The sequence below is a fragment of the Streptomyces sp. NPDC058758 genome (assembly GCF_042746075.1).
Taxonomy (GTDB): Bacteria; Actinomycetota; Actinomycetes; order Streptomycetales; family Streptomycetaceae; genus Streptomyces.
In genome coordinates this window covers 1-18,239 of record NZ_JBHYPS010000054.1, presented here as the reverse complement: position 1 = coordinate 18,239, position 18,239 = coordinate 1, and the positions used below count along the sequence as shown (strand labels likewise).

The following is an 18,239-nucleotide window of genomic DNA, read 5'->3' as shown; positions in this document are numbered from 1 at the left end:
CGCCGGCCGAGAAGAATTGTTTCCGCGTGACGCGATCCAGCATTCCCTTTTTCTCCCAGGCGAAGACGTTCGAAAAGATCTGGCCGGATCTCCGCGCCGGAGTGGACGAGATTTTCGCCGACGGCAAGTTCTCGCATTCCCGCCAAGTCGGCCGTCTGGAAAAGGCCCTCGCGCAGTACACCGGGGCCCGCCACGTGATCGGGGTGAACAGCGGGACCGACGCCCTCGTCCTGCTCCTCCAGGCGTGCGGGCTGCGCCCGGGGGACCGGGTTCTCGTCCCCGCGTACTCGTTCGTCGCCACCGCCAGCTCCGTCGTCCTGGCCGGCGGACGGCCCGTCTTCACGGACGTCGAGCCGGACACGTACGCCATGAGCCCGGGGACGATCGGCGAGGAGGCCGCGGACGGCGCCCGGTTCGTGCTGCCGGTGCACCTCTTCTCGCGGATGGCCGACATGGCGGCCCTCTCCGCCCACGCCGCCGAGCGGGGACTGACCCTCCTGGAGGACAGCGCCGAGGGCATCGGCATGCGGCAGAACGGCGTCCACGCCGGACTGCACGGACGCGGCGGCGTGCTGTCGTTCTTCCCGAGCAAGACGCTCGGCGCGCTCGGCGACGCCGGAGCCGTCCTCACCGATGACGACGCCCTCGCCGACCACGTGGCCGCGCTCCGGCACCACGGCCGCACCGGGCGCACCCTCGCCCACTTCCCCGGCATCTCGAACGAGAGCGTGCACATCGGCCACAACAGCAAGATGGACGACCTCCAGGCCGCCGTCCTACTGGCCAAACTCGCGGTCCTCGACGAGGACATCCGCCACCGGGCCGTCCTCGCCCGCCGCTACGACGAGGGGCTGCGGGACACGCCTGGCATCACCCGGCTGCCCGCGATCACCGGCGCCCCCGACGAGGTCTTCTACGTCTACCTGATCGAGACCGACCGGCGCGACGAACTCGCCGCCCACCTCCAGGACCAGGGCATCGGCACCGAGACGTACTACCCGCTGCCCCTGCACCTCCAGCCCTGCTTCCGGGAACTCGGCCACCGGCCGGGCGACTTCCCCGTCGCCGAGGCCGCCTCCCGCCGCGCCCTCGCCCTGCCGCTCCACGCCGACCTCACCGAGGCCGAGGTGGCACGGGTCTGCGCCGTCGTCCGCGCGTTCCACACCGGGAAGGTGCCCGCATGACCACCACCAGCGACCGGAGCGCCGAAGCCCCCGCCGCCCCCGGCGACCGCGTCCCCTTCTTCCCGCCCGACCTCTTCCACGAGGACCGCGACACCCTGCTGCGGCTCCTGTACGAGATCGGCACCGGCGCGGACCAGAAGTTCATCCTCGGCGACCACACCCGCCGCTTCGAGGACGCCCTGCGCGAGAGGCTCGGCGCCACCGACGTCATCGCCTGCTCCAGCGGCACCTCCGCCCTCCACCTGATCCTCACCGCCCTCGGCATCGGCCCCGGCGACGAGGTCGTGGTCCCCGCCTTCGGCTGCGCCCCGCTCGCCGCCGCCGTCCTGCACGCGGGCGCCGTCCCCGTCTTCGGCGACATCGACCCCCACACCCTCACCCTCGACCCCGCCGACGCGGAGACCCGCATCGGGACGCGGACCAAGGCGCTGATGCCGGCCCACATGTTCTCCGTCATGGCCGACATGCCCCGCTTCGTCACCCTGGCCGTCGCCCACGGCCTGCGGCTGATCGAGGACTCCGCCGTCGCCCAGGGCGCCGTCCTCGACGGCATCCCCGCCGGCCTGTGGGGCGACGCCGGGCTGTACTCCTTCGTCCAGGTCAAGTCCTTCGGGATGCCCGGCGAGGGCGGCGCCGTCGTCACCCGGGACCCGGAGACCGCCCGCGCCGTCCGCATGCTCCGCAACCACGGCCAGGACGGCGTCAACCGCTTCCTCCACCACCGGATCGGCGTCAACAGCCGCTTCGACGAGATCCAGGCCGCCTTCCAGCTGCACCGGCTCTCCGGCCTCACCGCCCGCCTGGAGCGCCGCGCCCGGATCGCCGCCCACTACACCGAGCACCTCACCGGACTGCCCGGCCTCACTACCCCGCCGCCCGGCGCCGACGGCCGCTGCCACTACGTCTACACCCTGCTCGCCGACGACCGGGACGCCCTGCGCGACCACCTCTCCGCCGCCGGCGTCGACACCCACGTCTACTACCCGAGGATCCTGCCCGAGCAGGCCGCCTTCGCCCCCGTCGCCGCGGGCCGCCCGGGCCCCGGCCTGCCGCACGCCCGGGACGCCGCCCGCCGGCACCTCTCCCTCCCCGTCCACCACCGGCTCACCGACGCCCAGGTCGAACACGTCACCGAGGCCGTCCGCGCCCACGCCCTGCGCACCCGCCGGTGACCGCACCGCCCCCGACAGGCCGTGCCGCCACCCCCAGCCCCGCACGGAGTACCCCCGCATGACCCCTGATCTCGACATCGCCGTCGTCGGCTCCGGACTCGCCGGACTCGCCGCGGCCCACGAACTGAGCCGCAACGGCCACGAGGTGTGCGTCTTCGAGGCCGCCGACGCCCCCGGCGGCCGGATGCGCAGCGTCCGCCGCGACGGCTACCTCATCGACACCGGGGCCGAGCAGATCTCCGCCCAGGGCTACCGCGCCACCTGGCAGCTGATCCGCCGGGCCGGCCTCACCCCCGACGAGGTGCCCCGCATCGGCCGCCCCATGGCCGTCTGGCGCGGCGGCCGCCCGCACAACGGCGTCGGCGAACCCCGCGCCGTCCTCACCGGCGCCGGGCTCGTCCCCGCCGCCCGGCCCTCGCTGGCCCGCTTCCTCGCCTGGAGCGGACGCCACCGCGCCGAGATCGACCACGACCACCCCGAGACCACCCCGCTCGGCTCCGACACCATCGCCGCCGCCGCCCGCGGCTACCATCCCGACCTCCACGACCACCTGCTCCAGCCGCTGTCCTCCGCCTTCTTCGGCTGGGACCCCGAGCGCAGCTCCGCCGCCCCCCTGGTCGGCCTGCTCCTCGCCGTCGGACCGGTCTCCGCCTGGCGCACCTACCGGGGCGGCATGGACCTGCTCGCCACCCGTCTCGCCGCCGGTCTGGAGACCCGCTACGGCCGGCCGGTCGACGAGGTCACCGACCACGGGACGCACGCCCGGCTCACCGTCGACGGCACCGCCCTCACCGCCCGCGCGGTGGTCCTCGCCGTGCCCGCCCCCGTCGCCGTACGACTCACCGGAGGCCCCCGCCCGGCCGACGCCGGCTACCCGGCCGCCTCCACCTACCGGCCCATGTTCAAGGTCTCCTGCGCCCTCGACCGCCCCCTCGCCCCGCACGGCGGCGCCTACGCCCTGCTCACCCCCTCGTGCGAGGAACCGCTGCTCTCCTGCGTCATCGCCGACCACCTCAAGTGCTCCGACCGGGCCCCCGAAGGCCGCGGCCTGATCAGCCTGCTCGCCGCCCCCCGCCACATCCCCGAACTCGCGGACGCGAGCGAGGAGGAGGCCGCCCGCAGGCTCACCGACGCCGCCGAGCGGTACGTACCCGGCCTCGGCGCCGCCCTCACCGCGACCCACGTCCACCACTGGCCCGAGGCCATGCCCGAGCTCACCCCCCGGGCCCTCGCCGTGCGCGCCGCCTTCCTGCGCCGGCCGACGCGCTCCGTCGAGTACGCCGGGGACTGGGTCGCGGCCCGGCCCTCCAGCGAGGGCGCCGCCCGCTCGGGCGCGCTCGCCGCCGCCCGCGTCCTCGCCCACCTCGCCCGCACCGCCCCGCCCCGGGGCCGCACCACCCGGCAGGAGACCGCCGCATGACCCCCCACGACCCGGGCGTCCTCTTCGACGAACTCGCCGACGCCGGCACCCCCACCCGCTACCACCTCGACCGTCCCTTCGACCTGGCGCCCTCGCCCACCGGCAACGGCGCCACCGAATGGACCGTCCCGGAACTCGCCCTGCTCGTCCGGGAGACCGCCGGCGCGCTCGCCGCCGCCGGGGCCGGCCCCGGCGAGCGGGTCGCGATCGTCAAGGCCAACCACTGGGACTACGACCTCGTCGCCTGCGCCGCCATCCGCACCGGCGCCGTCCCCGTGAAGCTCTCCGACCACCTCGCCCCCGAGGTCCTGCGCGTCCTCCTGGACCGCTGCGCCCCCCGCGTCCTCGTCACCGACCTCGACGTCCTGGGCCGCGACCCGGCGGCCGGCCTCGCCGCCGTCGCGCGCACCACGATCGTCCTGGGCCGCCCCGGCGAGCTGCCGCCCGGCACCGTCCACCTCGACGAGCTGAGCGGCCACGCCGACCCCGGACCGCACCCCCGCGACGACGACGACCCCCTGGTCGTCGTCCACACCAGCGGCACCACCGGGGTGCCGAAACTGGTCTCCCACACCACCCGCACCCTCATCCACCACCTCGCCCGGTTCGAGACCCTGCCGACGCCCCGCATCGGCCTGCGCCGCGACGACAGCCTCTTCAACGCCAGCTCCTACGCCCACGGCCGCACCATCTGCTGGACGGCCGTCGCCCCCGTCCGCGGGCCCCGGCACATCTCGCTCTGCTCCGAAGGCCGGCCCGACACGGCCGACCTCCTGCTGCGCGCCCACCCGCCGACCGTCGTCGAGGCGCTCCCGTCCCGCTACGTACGGCTGCGCCCGCTGACCCGCCGCCTGGACAACCCCTTCCAGGACGTACGGACCTACATCAGCACCTACGACGCCGTGCACCCCCCGGTCATCCGCTCCTACCTCCAGGCCAGCACGCGGCGCAGGCCGCTCTGGATGCAGGGCTGGGGGCAGAGCGAGACCGGACCGCTGACCTTCGCCTTCCACACCCGCCGCTCCGTCGCCCGGGCCGCCGACGGCGCCGCGACGACCGTGCGCGACCTCGGGCGGCCCGTCCCCCTGAAGACCCGGCTGAAGGCCGTCGACCCCGAGACCTTCCTCCCGGTGCCCGCCGGCACCCCCGGCCTCGTCCTGTGCCGCACCAAGGCCCTCGCCCCGGACTACCCGGGCGAGTCGGAGCGCTGGCGGGCCAAGACGCACGGCTCCTGGTGGAACACCGGGGACATCGGGACGATCGCCCGCGACGGCAGCGTCCGGCTCCTCGACCGGGAGGTCGACCACCTCCCCGGGTTCAGCTGCCTCCAGGCCGAGGACATGCTGGAGGACCGGCTCCCCGAGGCCCTGGAGTGCGTGGTGCTCGCCCGGACCGGTGCCGACCCGCTGCCCGTCGTGGTCACCGAGGACGGCACCCTCGACCCGGCGGGCTGGAAGCGGGCCGCGGACGGACTGCCGGCGCTCGCCGAACCCGTCGCGATCGCCTGGGACGACGTCCCGCGCACCGGCACAGGGAAGGTCCGCCGCGCGGCCCTCCTCGAACGGCTCACCGGCAGCACCGAGACCTGCGGCACCGGCCGCTGGACATGACCGCCCGCCCGCCCGCGCCCAGCGGCTACGTCTTCGACAACGACAGCCCGCACAGCGACCGCCACCACGCCTCCCTCGAAGCGGCGCTCGACCCGCTGACCCTCGGCCACCTCCGCGAGGCGGGGGTGGCCCCCGGCATGCGCTGCCTGGAGGTCGGCGCCGGGGCGGGCAGCGTCTCGCGCGCGCTGCTCCGGCTGGTCGAGCCCGGCGGCACCGTCACCGCCACCGACGTCAAGCCCGGCCGGATCGCGCCGGAGCCCGGACTGACCGTCCTCGCCCACGACGTCGTCACCGACCCGCTGCCCGAGGAGGCGTACGACGTCGTCGTCGCCCGCCTGGTCCTCCAGCACCTGCCCGAGCGGCAGGCGGTCCTGCGCCGGCTGGCCCGCGCGCTCGTGCCCGGCGGCCTCCTCCAGGTCGACGAGTTCGACGCCGGCCACGAGCCCTGCCTCCTCGCGCCCACCCCGGAGGACGCCCGGCTGTACGAGCGGTTCACCACGGCCAAGGCGGCGCTGATGCGCGCCGCCGGCGGCGACCCCACCTGGGGCCGCCGGGCGCCCGCCGCGCTGCGCGAGGCAGGCCTGACCGGCATCCGGATCCGGCCGCACGTGCTGGTGCGCGCCCCCGGCACGCCCGCGCTCGGCCTCCAGCTCCACCACCTCGCCCACCTCGCGCCCCGGCTGCTCGACAGCGGCTTCACCCCCGCCGAGCTGGACCGGCTCGCCGCGATGACGCGCTCCCCGGACTTCGCCGCCGCCACCGGCGTCCTCTACTCCGTGCAGGGCCGCCGCCCCGCCCGTACCCCCCTCACCACCCCATGCTCCGAGGCGACACCGACATGACCGACTCCACGCTCACGACGACCACCGCGCCCGCCGGACCCTCCGCGCCGCAGTCCCCGCCCCCGCCCCCCGCCGGCGGCCGGCTCCGGGTCTACGCGCGCCTCGGCAAGCTGGACGTCTACGACTACTACCTGGGCACCTTCATCGCCCTGTCCGCCGTGCTGCTGCCCGCCGGCACGCTCACCGGGCGGACCGGCGCGCTCTTCGGCGTCTTCCTCGTCGGGCAGGTCCTCCTGCTGATGGCGATGACCGCCTTCGACGACGTCACGGGCTTCCGCGACGGCAGCGACATCACCAACTACGGCCCCGACCACCCGCTGCGCAACGTGCACCGCAAGCCGCTGGTGGCGGGCGCGCTGAAGGTGCCGGAGGCGCTGCGGTTCGCCTGGGCCTGCGCCGTCCTGGCGGCCCTGCTGCTCGCGGTGACCGCCGTCCTCGCCCCGCACCGCCCGGCGTGGACCACGATCGGTCTCGTCGTGCTGTGGGTGGTGACGCTCCAGTACTCGTACGGGGTCAAGCTCAGCTACCACGGCTTCCAGGAGCTCTACCTCGTCGCCCTGGGCTTCGCGCTGGTCATCCTGCCGTACGGCATGGTCACCGGCCGGGCCACCGGCTTCCTGCTGGTCCAGGCGGTCCTCTTCGGCTTCGGCCCGCTGATGTTCGGCGTCTACTCCAACACCAACGACGTCGACGGCGACCGGGCGGTGGGCCGTCCCACCGTGGCTGCCCTGACCTCGGAGCGCGGCAACGCCCGGTTCATCGGCGCGCTGTCGCTCGTGGAGTTCCTGACGATCGCCGTCGCGAGCCTGACGGGCGTGGCCCCCTGGTGGTTCGTCCTGGTGATGCTGCCCGCCTCCCTGCTGCGGCTGCGGCAGTACCTGCTCGGTTTCCGGGCCGGCGACATCATGCGGGCCCGCCGCACCGGCTTCGCCGTGCACAGGCTCGGCGTCGTGCTGATGATCGTCGCCAACCTGCTGGTGGCCCTCACCGCGTGACGGCGGGGCCGCGCCCGCCACGCCGGAACGGCGTGTCGATCACCCTCCGGCGGCGGGCGTGCTAAAGTGGACTTGTTGCAGTTGTGGTACCCATGAACCTATGTGCGCCTGACCGGAATGCTTTTCCGCAGGCGCATATTTCGTTTTTCCGGCATCTCCGGATGGGGCCTCTGCCTACAGAAGGAGAAGGTCATGGCACAGGGAACCGTGAAGTGGTTCAACTCGGAAAAGGGCTTCGGCTTCATCGAGCAGGACGGCGGCGGTCCGGACGTGTTCGCCCACTACTCGAACATCGCCACCCAGGGCTTCCGTGAGCTCCAGGAGGGTCAGCGGGTGACCTTCGACGTCACGCAGGGCCAGAAGGGCCCGCAGGCGGAGAACATCGTCCCCGCCTGATCGCCGGACGCCTGTCCGTCGCTCACCGGGGTTCGCACCTTCGTGGTGCGGACCCCGGTTTGTGCTGTTCGAAGAAAGGCAGAACCCCTATGTCCCGCAGGCCGCCCCGGAAGTCGAACAAGCGGGCTTCCGCAGCTCCGGTCCAGACTCCCGCCTCCGCGTCCTCCAGCGAATTCCGGATGCCGGAAAGCGCGACGCCCGCCCTCCCCGCCGTGGAGGAGTTCGAGGGCCTCGACATGCCCGCGGGACTGCTGGCGACCCTCACCGCGCAGGGCGTGACCACTCCCTTCCCCATCCAGGGCGCCACCCTGCCCGACTCGCTCGCCGGCCGTGACGTGCTGGCGCGGGGCCGCACCGGCTCCGGCAAGACCCTCGCCTTCGGGCTCGCGCTGCTGGCCCGTACGGCCGGGCTGCGGGCCCAGTCCAAGGCGCCGCTCGCACTGGTCCTGGTGCCCACCCGCGAGCTCGCGCAGCAGGTCACGGACTCCCTGGCCCCGTACGCGACCGCGGTGAACCTCCGGATGGCCACCGTCGTCGGCGGACTCTCGATCACCAAGCAGGCCGCCACGCTGCGGCGCGGCGTCGAGGTGGTCGTGGCGAGCCCCGGCCGGCTCAACGACCTCGTCGAACGCGGCGACTGCGTCCTCGACGACGTCCGCATCACCGTGCTGGACGAGGCCGACCAGATGACCGACATGGGCTTCCTGCCGCAGATCACCAAGCTGATCAAGCAGGTGCGCGACGACGGGCAGCGGATGCTCTTCTCCGCCACCCTGGACCGCAACATCGACCAGCTGGTGAAGCGCTTCCTGACCGACCCCGTGGTGCACTCCGTCGACCCGTCCGCGGGCGCGGTGACCACGATGGAGCACCACGTGCTCCACGTGCAGGACGCGACCGACAAGAAGGCCGTCACCACCCGCATCGCGGCCCGCGACGGCCGGGTCATCCTCTTCCTCGACACCAAGCGGTCGGCCGACCGGCTCGCCAAGCGGCTGCTGTCCGTCGGCGTCCGGGCTGCGGCCCTGCACGGCGGCCGCACCCAGCCGCAGCGCAACCGCACGCTGGAGCAGTTCAAGACCGGCCAGGTCACCGCGCTGGTGGCGACGAACGTCGCGGCCCGCGGCATCCACATCGACGACCTCGACCTCGTCGTGAACGTCGACCCGCCGGGCGACCACAAGGACTACCTGCACCGCGGCGGCCGCACCGCCCGGGCCGGCGGCTCCGGCAGCGTCGTCACGCTGGTCCTGCCCGAGCAGAAGCACGAGGTCACCCGGCTGATGCGGGACGCGGGCATCCAGCCCCGGACGACCCGCCTCAGGTCCAGCGACGAGGAGCTGGCCACCCTCACCGGCGCCCGCGAGCCGTCCGGTGTCGCGGTCACCATCGAGGTGCCCCAGCAGGCCGCCCCGGCGGCCTCCCGCGCCGGCCGCAAGCCCGCGGGCGAGGACGGCGCCCGTCCGTCCCGCCGGCGCCGTGGCGGCGGCGGTGGCGGTGGTGCGGCGAACGGGGCCGCGGCGGCCGAGGCGCCCGCCAGGGCGGGCGGCCGGGGCTCCGGCCGCAGGCCCGCGGCGGGAGCCGGTGCGAAGACCGGTGGCGGCGCCACCGGCGGGGGCCGGACCTCCGGGACCGGGGGCCGTACCGCCGCGGCCGGCGGTCGCGGCACCGCCCGCCGCTCCGGTTCCGCCGGAGCGGCCGCCAAGGGCGAATCCGCCGCTCCGTCGGCGCGGGGCGGCGAGCGGCGTCCGCGCCGACGCTCCTCCTCGCAGGGTGGCGGTGCGTCGGAGCGCTGAGGCGCCTCGCGCGGATCCGCGTCCTGCCTCTCCGGCCGGTTCCCCTCGCGGGGGACCGGCCGGTGTTCTTCGCGGGGCTCCGTTCTCGCCCGGACGCGGCCCGGCCAGGCCGGCCGGGCGGTCGCCCGGCCTGGCCGCCGTTCGCTCGCCCGGGCCGTCCGCTCGCCGTCCGGGTCAGCCGAGGTAGTCGGCGACGAGGTCGGCGAAGGCCTCCGGGGTGAGGACCTCGACGCCGAGCTTCTCCGCCGCGACCGCCTTCGAGCTGGGCTTGCCCGTGGCGGACGGGGCGGAGACGAGGTACGAGGTCTTCGCGGTGACGCCGCTGCCCGCGCGCCCGCCGGCCCGCTCGATCAGCTCGTTCATCTGCGAGCGGCCGTAGCCGTCCAGCCGGCCGGTCATCCTGCCGGTGACGACCACGGTCCGGCCCGCCAGCGGGCCCGGGCCGGGCGCGCCGCCATCCGCGCCGTCCGCGCCGGCCTTCACGGCCGGGCCGGAGGGCGCCTCCGGCTCGGTCATGTTCACGCCCGCCGCGATCAGCTTGTCGACGACCGGGGCGAGGGCGGCCAGTTCGGCGACGACGACGGGGGCCTTCTCCGGGCCGATGCCCTCGACGGCGAGGAGGTCCTCGGCGCTCGCGGCGCGGATCGCCTCCATCGTGCCGAAGTGGGCGGCGAGCCGCCGCGACATGCGGCGGCCGGTGCCCCGGATGCCGAGGGCGCAGAAGACCCGGCTCAGCGGGCGGCTGCGGGCCAGCTCGAACTGCTCGGCCAGCTTCGCGCCGCGCCGGGCGCTGCCCGCGGCGACCGCCAGCTGCTCCTCGGTGAGGGTGAAGAGGTCGGCCACGTCGGTGACCAGTCCGGCGTCGATCAGGGCCTTGATGTAGGTCTTGCCGAGGCCGTCGACGTCGAGGACGTCGCGCCCGGCGGCGTACGCGATCAGCGGGGCGAGCGCGCAGCCCGCGCCCTTCGCGCACCGCCAGCGCTCCTGGCTCTTGTCGATCTCGCCGTCGCAGTTCGGGCAGGTGGCGGGCAGCGGGACGGGGACGGCGCCGTCGGGGCGCAGCTCGACCACGGGCGCCTGGACGCGCGGGATGATGTCGCCGGCCTTGTAGACGGTCACCGTGTCGCCGAGGTGGAGGCCGCGGCGGGCGATGTCCGCCGGGTTGTGGAGGGTGGCGCGGGAGACCGTCGAGCCGTCGATCTCGACCGGGTCGAGGAGCGCGGTCGGGGCGAGGACGCCCGTGCGGCCCACCTCCCACACGACCTCCCGCAGCACCGTCTGGCGCTCCACGGCCGACAGCTTGTACGCGATGGCCCAGTACGGGAAGCGGCTTCCGAGTCCGGCCTCGGCCTGCTCGGCCGCGCTGTTCGCCTTCACGACCACGCCGTCGATGCCGAACGGCAGCCCGGCGCGGAGCGCGCCGATCGCGTCCACCCTGGCCTGCGCCTCGGCGATGGTGCCGACCACGTGCAGTCCGGCCGGGGTGTCGGCGGTCGTCCTGACCCCGGCCGCGGCGACGGCCGCCAGGACCTCGGCGTGCGTCGCACCGGCGGGGAGAAACGATCCGCCGTCCAGGTCCACGGCGCCGTACGCCCAGAACGTCATCTCCAGCCGGTACGGCCGGTCCTTCGCCCGCAGCGTCCCCGCCACCGCGTTCCGCGGGTTGGCGAACGGCGCGCCGCCGTGCGCCGCGCGGACCTCCTGCGCGGTCTCGAACTGCTCGTGGGTGAAGAGCACCTCGCCCCGCACCTCGAAGGTCAGCGGCTCGGCCAGCAGTTCCGGCAGCCCGACGACGGAGCCCACGACGTGGCTGACGTCCTCGCCGTGCGTGCCGTCGCCCCGCGTGACGACCCGCACGAGCCTCCCGTCCCGGTAGCGGGCGGCGATCGCGGCGCCGTCCAGCTTCGGCTCGACGGTGAACCCGCCCTCGACCGCGCGGCCGAGCCGCCGCTGGAGCGAGGCGTCCCAGGCGACCAGCTGCTCGGGACCGAACACGTTGTCCAGACTGAGCAGGCGCGTCGTGTGCGCGACGTCGCCCTCGGGCGCGGCGCCGTCGGCGACCAGGCCCGTCGGCGACTGCGCCCCCTCGCCCGGGTGGGCCTCCTCCCACGCCAGCACGGCCAGCCGCAGCGCGTCGTACGAGGCGTCGTCCAACGGGCTGTTCTCGCCCGCGTAATAGGCGCCGGACGCGGCGCGCAGCCGATCGAGCGCGGCCTCGTACGCGGCGGGGTCGGACAGGACGAAGTGCGCCTCAGCGGCGGGAATCGCGGTCATGGCCCCATCTTGGCGCGAGGGTCTGACAACGCCCTCCCGCCCGACGGGGGTGCACGGAGCGGCCGGCGGCGGTCGTGGCGCCGGTCCTGGCGGGGCCGCGTGGCCCGCCCTCCCCGCCCCGCTCGCACGGTTGTTGCCGCTGAAGATCTTCGTGCACGTCGGTGACCCCGACGTGGGGGACGTCTACGTCCTGCGGAAGGGGGCGGCGGGCTGAGGGCGGGTGGGGGAGTCGTGGGCGGGGCGAGGGGCGTTCTGGGGGCGCCGTACGATCCGGGGGTGATTTCCCTGTCGAACGTGTCTTCCCGTACCCGTCCGGAGCGTGTGCCGTCGGAGCCGGTGAGTGCCGAGGAGGCGCTCGCGGTCGCTGTCGGGGGTGTGGCCCCGGACGGGTGGCGGGACTGGCCGGCGGAGGTGCTGGTGCCGGCCGTGCGGGTGGCCCTGCTGCGGGCGGAACTCGTGCGGGATCCGGGGGTGTTGGGGCGCGAGGAGCCGGGGGAGGCGCTGTACCAGGCGGTCCGGGGCGTCGAGGCGGGGGACGCGGGGCTCGTCCGGGCGGCGGCCGGGAGCGGGGACGCGGTGCTGGAGGGGGAGGCGCTGCGGCTGGCCCGGGAGGGGCTGCGGGCGGGTGGCCTCGCGCCCGCGTTCGTGCGGGACGTGCTGCTGGGGTTGCTGGGGTCGGCCGCCGGGGCCGTGGTGAACGGCGCGCTCGCCGAACTCGCCGAGCCCTGGGCCTCGGTCGAACCGCTGCCCGCCTCCGTGCTCGCCGGACTGCTGGGGCCGGAGACCGCCGGCGCCGCGCTCGCCACCGCCGCCGCCCACGGGCACGGGGAGCTGCTGTGGCGGGCCGCCGCCGACCCGGGCGCCTCGCCGGAGGTACGGGGGCGGGCCCTGGCCCTGTACGGGGAGACCGCGCGGCGCGAGGACGTGCCCGCGCTCCTGGAACTGGCCGGGACGGACCCCCTGATGCTCAGCGGCCCGGCGGCGGAGTGCCTGCGCGCGATGCACCGGCGCGGTCACTTCGCCACCGACGCGGACGTCCCGGCGGTGCTGGCCCTGGCGCTCGCCGACCACACGATCCCGGCGGGCACCGTGGCGACCGTGCTGTTCACCGCGCGCCACGCGCTGCTGCGCCTGCTCGCCGACGCCGCGCCGGACGACCCGGCGTGGCCGCGCCGCCTCGACCTCCTCGTCGCGCTGGACGCCCAGGGGGTCGGCGGCCTGCCGGTGGCCGCCGAGATCGCCCGCGTCCTGCCGGCCGCCGCCGATCCGGCACCGTTCCTGCGGGCCCTGCGCGCCCTCCGCGACCCCGGCACCGAGGCCGCCGTCCTCGCCGCCCTCCCGCACGCCCCCGCCGCCGCGCTCGACGCCCTGGAGGCCGTCGGCGGCGACCGGACCGTCCGCGTCCTGGGCACGGCCCTCGGCCTCGACGGCCTCGGCGCCCAGGACCCCGACGCACCGCCCGCGTCCCTCGTGGAGCGGGCGGTGCGGCCCCACCGGAAGCGGGCCCTGGAGCTGGTCTGGCTCCTGAACACCGACCCCGGGGTGCGGCGACGGCTGCTCACGCGGGTCGACGCGGCCGAGCTGCCCGCCCGGGTGGCCGCCGACCTCGGCGGGCCCGACGAGCGCGAGCTCGCCCTGCTGGCCGCGCACCTGGACCCGGACGACCCCGTCGCCGCCCTGTGCCGGCTCGCCGCGCACGCCGGTCCGGGCACGCTGCCCGTCCTCGCCGACCTGCTGCTGCGGATCGCCGGGGAGGCCGCCGCCGCGTGGGAGCCCGGTGGCACGGGGCCCGTGCCCGAGGCCGAGCCGGTGGTGCCGCAGGAGGCCGTGGACGCGCTGGACGCGCTCGGGCGGCGGCTGCACGCGCGCGGCCGGATCAGGCCGGTGTGCCTGCTGGACGTGTTCCCCGACGACGCCGGGCCCGCGCTCGTCACGGACCTGGTCCTCGGGCTGCTGGACCGCCCCGGCCTCACGGCGGGCGAACAGGCCGTCCTGCTCCGGGTGCCGGCCGACCTGCCGAGGGCCCCGCACCGGACGCTCCGGTCCCGTGCGCACCCCTTCCTGCGCCACCCCGACCGGCACGTGCGCAAGCACGCCGTCGCCCTCCTCGCCCGGGACGCCACCGGCGACGGCGTCGAGGCCGTGTCGGCGACCCTGCTCGCGCTGACCGGTCCCGACCGCGACCCGCAGACCGTGCGCCAGGCCCTCGGCGCCCTCGGCGGCGCCGGAGCCCGCTGGGCGTCCGACGCGATCGCCGGCTGCCTCGACCACCTCGCCATGAACGTCCGCAAGGCGGCCGCCGGCGCCCTCGCCACCGCCGGCACGGCCCGGGCCGTACCCCCTCTCCTCCGCCACCTCGGGCACACCGACAACCCCGGCCTCCGCGCCCTCCTCCTCGACGCCCTCCGCGCCCTCCTCGGCGCCGCCCTCCCCGCCACGCTCGCCGCCGCGGCGGACGGCTCGACGGACGCCCGCACCCGCGACCGCCTCCTCGCCGCGCTCCCCGGCGAGCCGGCCGTGGACCGCGACGAGGAGGACCTGCGCTCGCTGGCGGAGGAGGGCTGGGACCAGGACGTCGCGCTGGGCCTCGCCGAACGCCACGCGGAGGGCCGCCCCCACCGGGCGGCGCGGCTGCGGGAGACGCGTCCGCACCTCGACGACTGGCTCGCGCTCGCCGCCGCTTCGGGGCGGGCGCGGCGGGCCGTGCTCGCCGTGCTGCCCGGCGGGATCTGCCCCGCCCCGTGGACCGCCCGCGAACGCGGCGCGTTCGCCCGGCACGTCACGGTCCTCCTCGACGGCCTGGCGGAGGCCGAAGGGGCGGCACGGGACGCCCTCATCGAGGTCCTGGAGGCGGTCGCGACCCATCGCCGCCCGGACGTGCGCCGCGAAATCACCCTGTCGGTAAGGGACTTGCCCCTCACGAGCCCGGGGCGCCGCTCCGTGCTGCCGCTGCTGCGGCTCGCCGGCGCCGTCGTCGTCCGCGCCGACCTCGACCGCGCGCTCGACGCCGCGGCCCTGGCGGCCGACCCGGACGACGCCCGCGCCCGGCTGCTGCGCGAGGCCTTCGGGGTCGACGGGCGGAGCGAACGGCCGCCCTGGCACGGCGAACTCGCGGCCTCGGCGAGGAGCGTGGCGGACCTCGCCGCTCATCGGCGCCGGGGCGTCGCCGCCGGGTCGCGCGAGCTGCTCGCCGCCCTCGTCGACGTACAGGCCGGGGCGCCCGACGACGTGCGGGCCGCGCTCGTCGACTGGATGACGGACCTCCAGCCGCCGGCCGCGCCGCCGTGGACGCTCGCGGAGGACGCCGCCCGCGCCGAGGCCGGGGCACCCCGCGCCGGCCGCCCCGCCGGCCCGGACCGGCCCCGGTCCGCCGCACGGCGGGAGCGGCTGCTCGCCCTCCTGGCCTCCGGCGACCGGCGGGAGCGGAACGGGGCCGCGTACACGCTGCTCGGGTGGCCCGAGCCGGACGCGCGCGCCACCGTGCTCGACGCGTACCTGCGGGGCCGGATCGACGAGCCGGCCGAGGACGCGCTCCGGTCCGCGCTGGGCCGGGCGCTGACGGAGGCCGGCCCCGCGCGCCTCCTCGGCGGCGCGGAGGGCGCGCGGGCCGATCGGATCGCCCGCGCCGCGGCCGGCGGCCTGGACACCGGCCGCCTCCCGCTCCTGCTGCCCGTCCTCCTGCACCTGTGGGAGCACGGCCCGGAGGCGGCGCGGAGGGACGCGTTCGCCGCGCTGCGGCGGCTGCCCGCCGACGCCCTGGCGGGGCACCTGGAGGGCAGGCTCGCCACGGGGGAGCCGGGACCGCTGGGCCTCCTCGCCGGCCGCCGGCTGCTGCGCACCCCCGTCCTGGAACGGCTTGCCGGGCGCCACCCCGAGGCCGGTCTCGTCCTCGTCGACGGACCGCTGTACGGCCCGGAGGCCGCCGGACGGCGGGAGGCCGCGCTCCGCGCCCTGCGCGAGCGCGCCCCGAGGCCTTCCGACCCGTCCCCGGTCCTCCCGTACGAGGAGGCGGTCGCGCTGCTGCGGTCGCCCGATCCCCGGCGGGTGCGGCGCACCCTGGCCCATCTGACCGAGCACGCGGCGGCCTTCGCGGGGGCCCTGTTCGAGGGGCCGTTGCGGGAGCTGCTGGTCCACCCGGACACCGGTGTACGGCTGCACGCGCACCGGACCGCGCGGGTGCTGCTCGACCGCGACGCGCACCTGCGGCTGACCGAGGTCCTGCTGGACGACGTCCGGCCGGACGTGGTGCGCGGTGCGGTCCGGGTGCTGTCGCAGGCGCGCCGGGAGCCGGCCGTCCCCCGCTTCGTCGCGCTCCTCGACCACGGGCAGGCCGTCGTGCGGCGGGCGGCGGAGACGGCCGTCCTGCGCGCCGGAACGGCGGCCGTCCCCGCGCTCCGCCGGGCCGCCTCGCACGCCCGACCGGACCGCCGGCCGCTCTACGAGGGGCTGCTCGCGCGCGTCCGGGAGCAGGAGCAGGAGCGGGAGCGGGAGCCGGGCCCGGGGCGCTAGCCGCTGTCCTGGCGACCGGCGGAGGGAAGCGCTCGGGCCGGGCGATCACGCGTCCGTCGCCGCGCCGAGGTAGGGGGCGAAATGCTCGGCGACCTCCGCGGCCACGGCCACCGCGTCGCGCGTCCCGTCGACTTCGATGACGCGGATGCCGAGGCGGCGGGCGTTTCGTACCGCGTCGTCGGCGACCAGCCGGTCACGGGCGAGACGGTTGGCCTGGGCGCGGGCCGGGTCGGCGACGGGGAGGGTTCCCGCGCGCGGGAGGGTCCGGAGTTGGTGCCGGCGGAAGTCCTCGGTGGGGACGAGGACGACCATGCGCCGGAGCGAGTCGAGCAGCGGCGCGACCAGCTCCGGCCGCAGCCCCCACCCCTCGGCGATCGCCGGCCGCCCGGTGAACAGCGCGCGCAGGTCGTCCAGTGCCCACTCGAACCGGACCGGGAAGCCGGCCAGCGTCTCGGCGGCCATCTCCTCCGGGGTCCGGTCCGACCAGACCCGGTCGGGGGCGGGGTCCTCCACGGGCTCGCCCAGGGCGACACGACGCGCGATCCGGCGGTCCTGGTGGCCCCGGGCGTCGTGGTAGTCGTAGTGATACACCGTCAACCCGTACTGTCCGGCGATGAGTTCGGCGACGGTGGTCTTGCCCGACCACTGTCCGCCGCCGATCCACAGCGCGCGGTGCAGGCTGCCGTGCGGATCCCAGACGTCCGGCATGAATGTCCTCCCGTTGGAGAGCGGTGCGGGCCTCCGCTCGGGAACGATTTTCCTGGTTCGACGGCAAGAACTGCAGTCTTGTCTTCGCCGGCCGGCTCGCAGAGAGTGGAAAGGGAGGGGCCGGCCGCCGGGTTTCGACGGGCGCGGCCACCTCCGTCTCGGCACCGTCGCCGCAGCCGCGCCGGCGGTGGGAGAAGGACGGGTCAGGGGGCTCAGGAGGGGTCGCGGTCGAAGGTGGCCTTCGACCAGACGTAGCCGAGGACGGTGAGGCCGGCGCACCAGGCGAGGGCGATCCAGCCGTGGTGGCCGATCTCGGTGCCGAGGAGCAGTCCGCGCAGGGTCTCGATGGCCGGGGTGAAGGGCTGGTACTCGGCGATGGGCCGGAACCAGCCGGGCATGGCGTCGATCGGGACGAAGGCGCTGGAGATCAGCGGCAGGACGACCAGGGGGAGGGCGTTGTTGGAGGCGGCCTCCGCGTTCGGGGAGACCAGGCCCATGCCGACCGCGATCCAGGTGAGCGCGAGGGCGAACAGGGCCAGGAGACCGAAGGCGGCGAGCCATTCGAGGGCGGTGGCGCCGGTGGAGCGGAAGCCGATGGCGACGGCGACGGCGCCGACGAGGAGCACGCTCATGAGGCACTGGAGGACGCTGCCGACGACGTGGCCGACGAGGATCGACGGCCGGTGGATCGCCATCGTGCGGAAGCGGGCGATGATCCCCTCGTTCATGTCGTTGGCGACGGAGACCGCGGTGCCGATGACGGTGGAGCCGATGGTCATCAGGAGCAGTCCGGGCACGAGGTAGGCGACGTACGCGTCGCGGTCCGCGCCGCCCATCCCCGCGCTCATCACGTCGCCGAAGACGTAGACGAAGAGCAGCAGCATCACCACGGGGGTGAGCAGCAGGTTGAGGGTGAGGGAGGGGTAGCGGCGGGCGTGCAGGAGGTTCCGGCGGAGCATCGTGGACGAGTCGCGGACGGCGAGGGAGAGGGCGCTCATCGGGCGGACTCCTGGTTCTGGGTCGGCTGGGCGGGGACGGTGGCGTCGGCGGGGGCGGTGAGGGCGAAGAAGACGTCGTCCAGGTCCGGGGTGTGCACGGTGAGTTCGTCGGCCTCGACGCCGGCGGCGTCGAGCCAGTCGAGGAGGGAGCGCAGTTCGCGCTGGCTGCCGCCGCTGGGGATCTGGAGGGTGAGGGCCTCGTCGTCCCGGGTGGCCACCTGGAGGGTGGTGGCGGCGGTCCGGTAGGTGGTGGGGTCGGTGAAGCGGAGGCGGACGTGGCCGCCGGGGACGCGGCGTTTGAGCTGGTCGGGGGTGCCTTCGGCGACGATCTTCCC

13 protein-coding genes are annotated in these 18,239 nt (G+C 76.0%); 9 read left to right on the top strand and 4 right to left on the bottom strand.

The window, feature by feature from the left end:
* Positions 1-101 precede the first annotated feature (101 nt).
* From ACFW6A_RS35735 to ACFW6A_RS35700, 8 genes are all read left to right on the top strand, one after another.
* Complete coding sequence (locus tag ACFW6A_RS35735) at positions 102-1,184, top strand: DegT/DnrJ/EryC1/StrS family aminotransferase (RefSeq protein ID WP_351847778.1); 1,083 nt, start codon at positions 102-104, stop codon at positions 1,182-1,184.
* On the top strand, positions 1,181-2,356 hold the full coding sequence (locus tag ACFW6A_RS35730) for a DegT/DnrJ/EryC1/StrS family aminotransferase (RefSeq protein WP_386480720.1): 1,176 nt from the start codon (positions 1,181-1,183) through the stop codon (positions 2,354-2,356). The genes ACFW6A_RS35735 and ACFW6A_RS35730 overlap by 4 nt, the downstream gene beginning before the upstream one ends.
* A gap of 58 nt (positions 2,357-2,414) precedes the next feature.
* Positions 2,415-3,776, top strand: coding sequence for an NAD(P)/FAD-dependent oxidoreductase (locus ACFW6A_RS35725; RefSeq protein WP_351847774.1), 1,362 nt, complete (start codon positions 2,415-2,417; stop codon positions 3,774-3,776).
* Complete coding sequence (locus tag ACFW6A_RS35720; protein WP_386645814.1) at positions 3,773-5,386, top strand: AMP-binding protein; 1,614 nt, start codon at positions 3,773-3,775, stop codon at positions 5,384-5,386. The genes ACFW6A_RS35725 and ACFW6A_RS35720 overlap by 4 nt, the downstream gene beginning before the upstream one ends.
* Complete coding sequence (locus tag ACFW6A_RS35715) at positions 5,383-6,228, top strand: methyltransferase (RefSeq protein WP_351847770.1); 846 nt, start codon at positions 5,383-5,385, stop codon at positions 6,226-6,228. The genes ACFW6A_RS35720 and ACFW6A_RS35715 overlap by 4 nt, the downstream gene beginning before the upstream one ends.
* On the top strand, positions 6,225-7,223 hold the full coding sequence (locus ACFW6A_RS35710) for a UbiA family prenyltransferase (protein ID WP_351847767.1): 999 nt from the start codon (positions 6,225-6,227) through the stop codon (positions 7,221-7,223). Before ACFW6A_RS35715 ends, ACFW6A_RS35710 begins: the two co-directional genes overlap by 4 nt.
* Positions 7,224-7,415: 192 nt before the next feature.
* Entirely contained in the window at positions 7,416-7,619 is a 204-nt protein-coding gene (locus tag ACFW6A_RS35705) for a cold-shock protein (protein WP_031013754.1), read from the top strand.
* 89 nt (positions 7,620-7,708) lie between these two features.
* Positions 7,709-9,415: a DEAD/DEAH box helicase gene (locus ACFW6A_RS35700; RefSeq protein WP_386645809.1), complete on the top strand. Its 1,707-nt coding sequence runs from the start codon at positions 7,709-7,711 to the stop codon at positions 9,413-9,415.
* 174 nt (positions 9,416-9,589) lie between these two features.
* Here ACFW6A_RS35700 and ligA read toward each other — a convergent pair whose 3' ends face one another.
* Positions 9,590-11,689 carry an NAD-dependent DNA ligase LigA gene (ligA, locus tag ACFW6A_RS35695; protein ID WP_386645806.1) on the bottom strand — a complete coding sequence of 700 codons (2,100 nt, stop codon included), beginning with the start codon at positions 11,687-11,689 and terminating at the stop codon, positions 9,590-9,592.
* A gap of 294 nt (positions 11,690-11,983) precedes the next feature.
* On the opposite strand from ligA, the gene ACFW6A_RS35690 reads away from it, so the two are divergent.
* Entirely contained in the window at positions 11,984-16,198 is a 4,215-nt protein-coding gene (locus ACFW6A_RS35690) for a HEAT repeat domain-containing protein (protein WP_386645803.1), read from the top strand.
* A gap of 45 nt (positions 16,199-16,243) precedes the next feature.
* Here ACFW6A_RS35690 and ACFW6A_RS35685 read toward each other — a convergent pair whose 3' ends face one another.
* The 3 genes from ACFW6A_RS35685 to ACFW6A_RS35675 form a co-directional block, all read right to left on the bottom strand.
* Positions 16,244-16,906 carry a hypothetical protein gene (locus ACFW6A_RS35685; RefSeq protein ID WP_386645800.1) on the bottom strand — a complete coding sequence of 221 codons (663 nt, stop codon included), beginning with the start codon at positions 16,904-16,906 and terminating at the stop codon, positions 16,244-16,246.
* A 212-nt stretch (positions 16,907-17,118) separates the two neighbouring features.
* Complete coding sequence (locus ACFW6A_RS35680) at positions 17,119-17,904, bottom strand: ABC transporter permease (protein WP_386645797.1); 786 nt, start codon at positions 17,902-17,904, stop codon at positions 17,119-17,121.
* Positions 17,901-18,239 (bottom strand): DUF4162 domain-containing protein (locus tag ACFW6A_RS35675; RefSeq protein ID WP_386645794.1); only part of this gene is annotated, 339 nt, incomplete at its 5' end. The genes ACFW6A_RS35680 and ACFW6A_RS35675, both read right to left, overlap by 4 nt.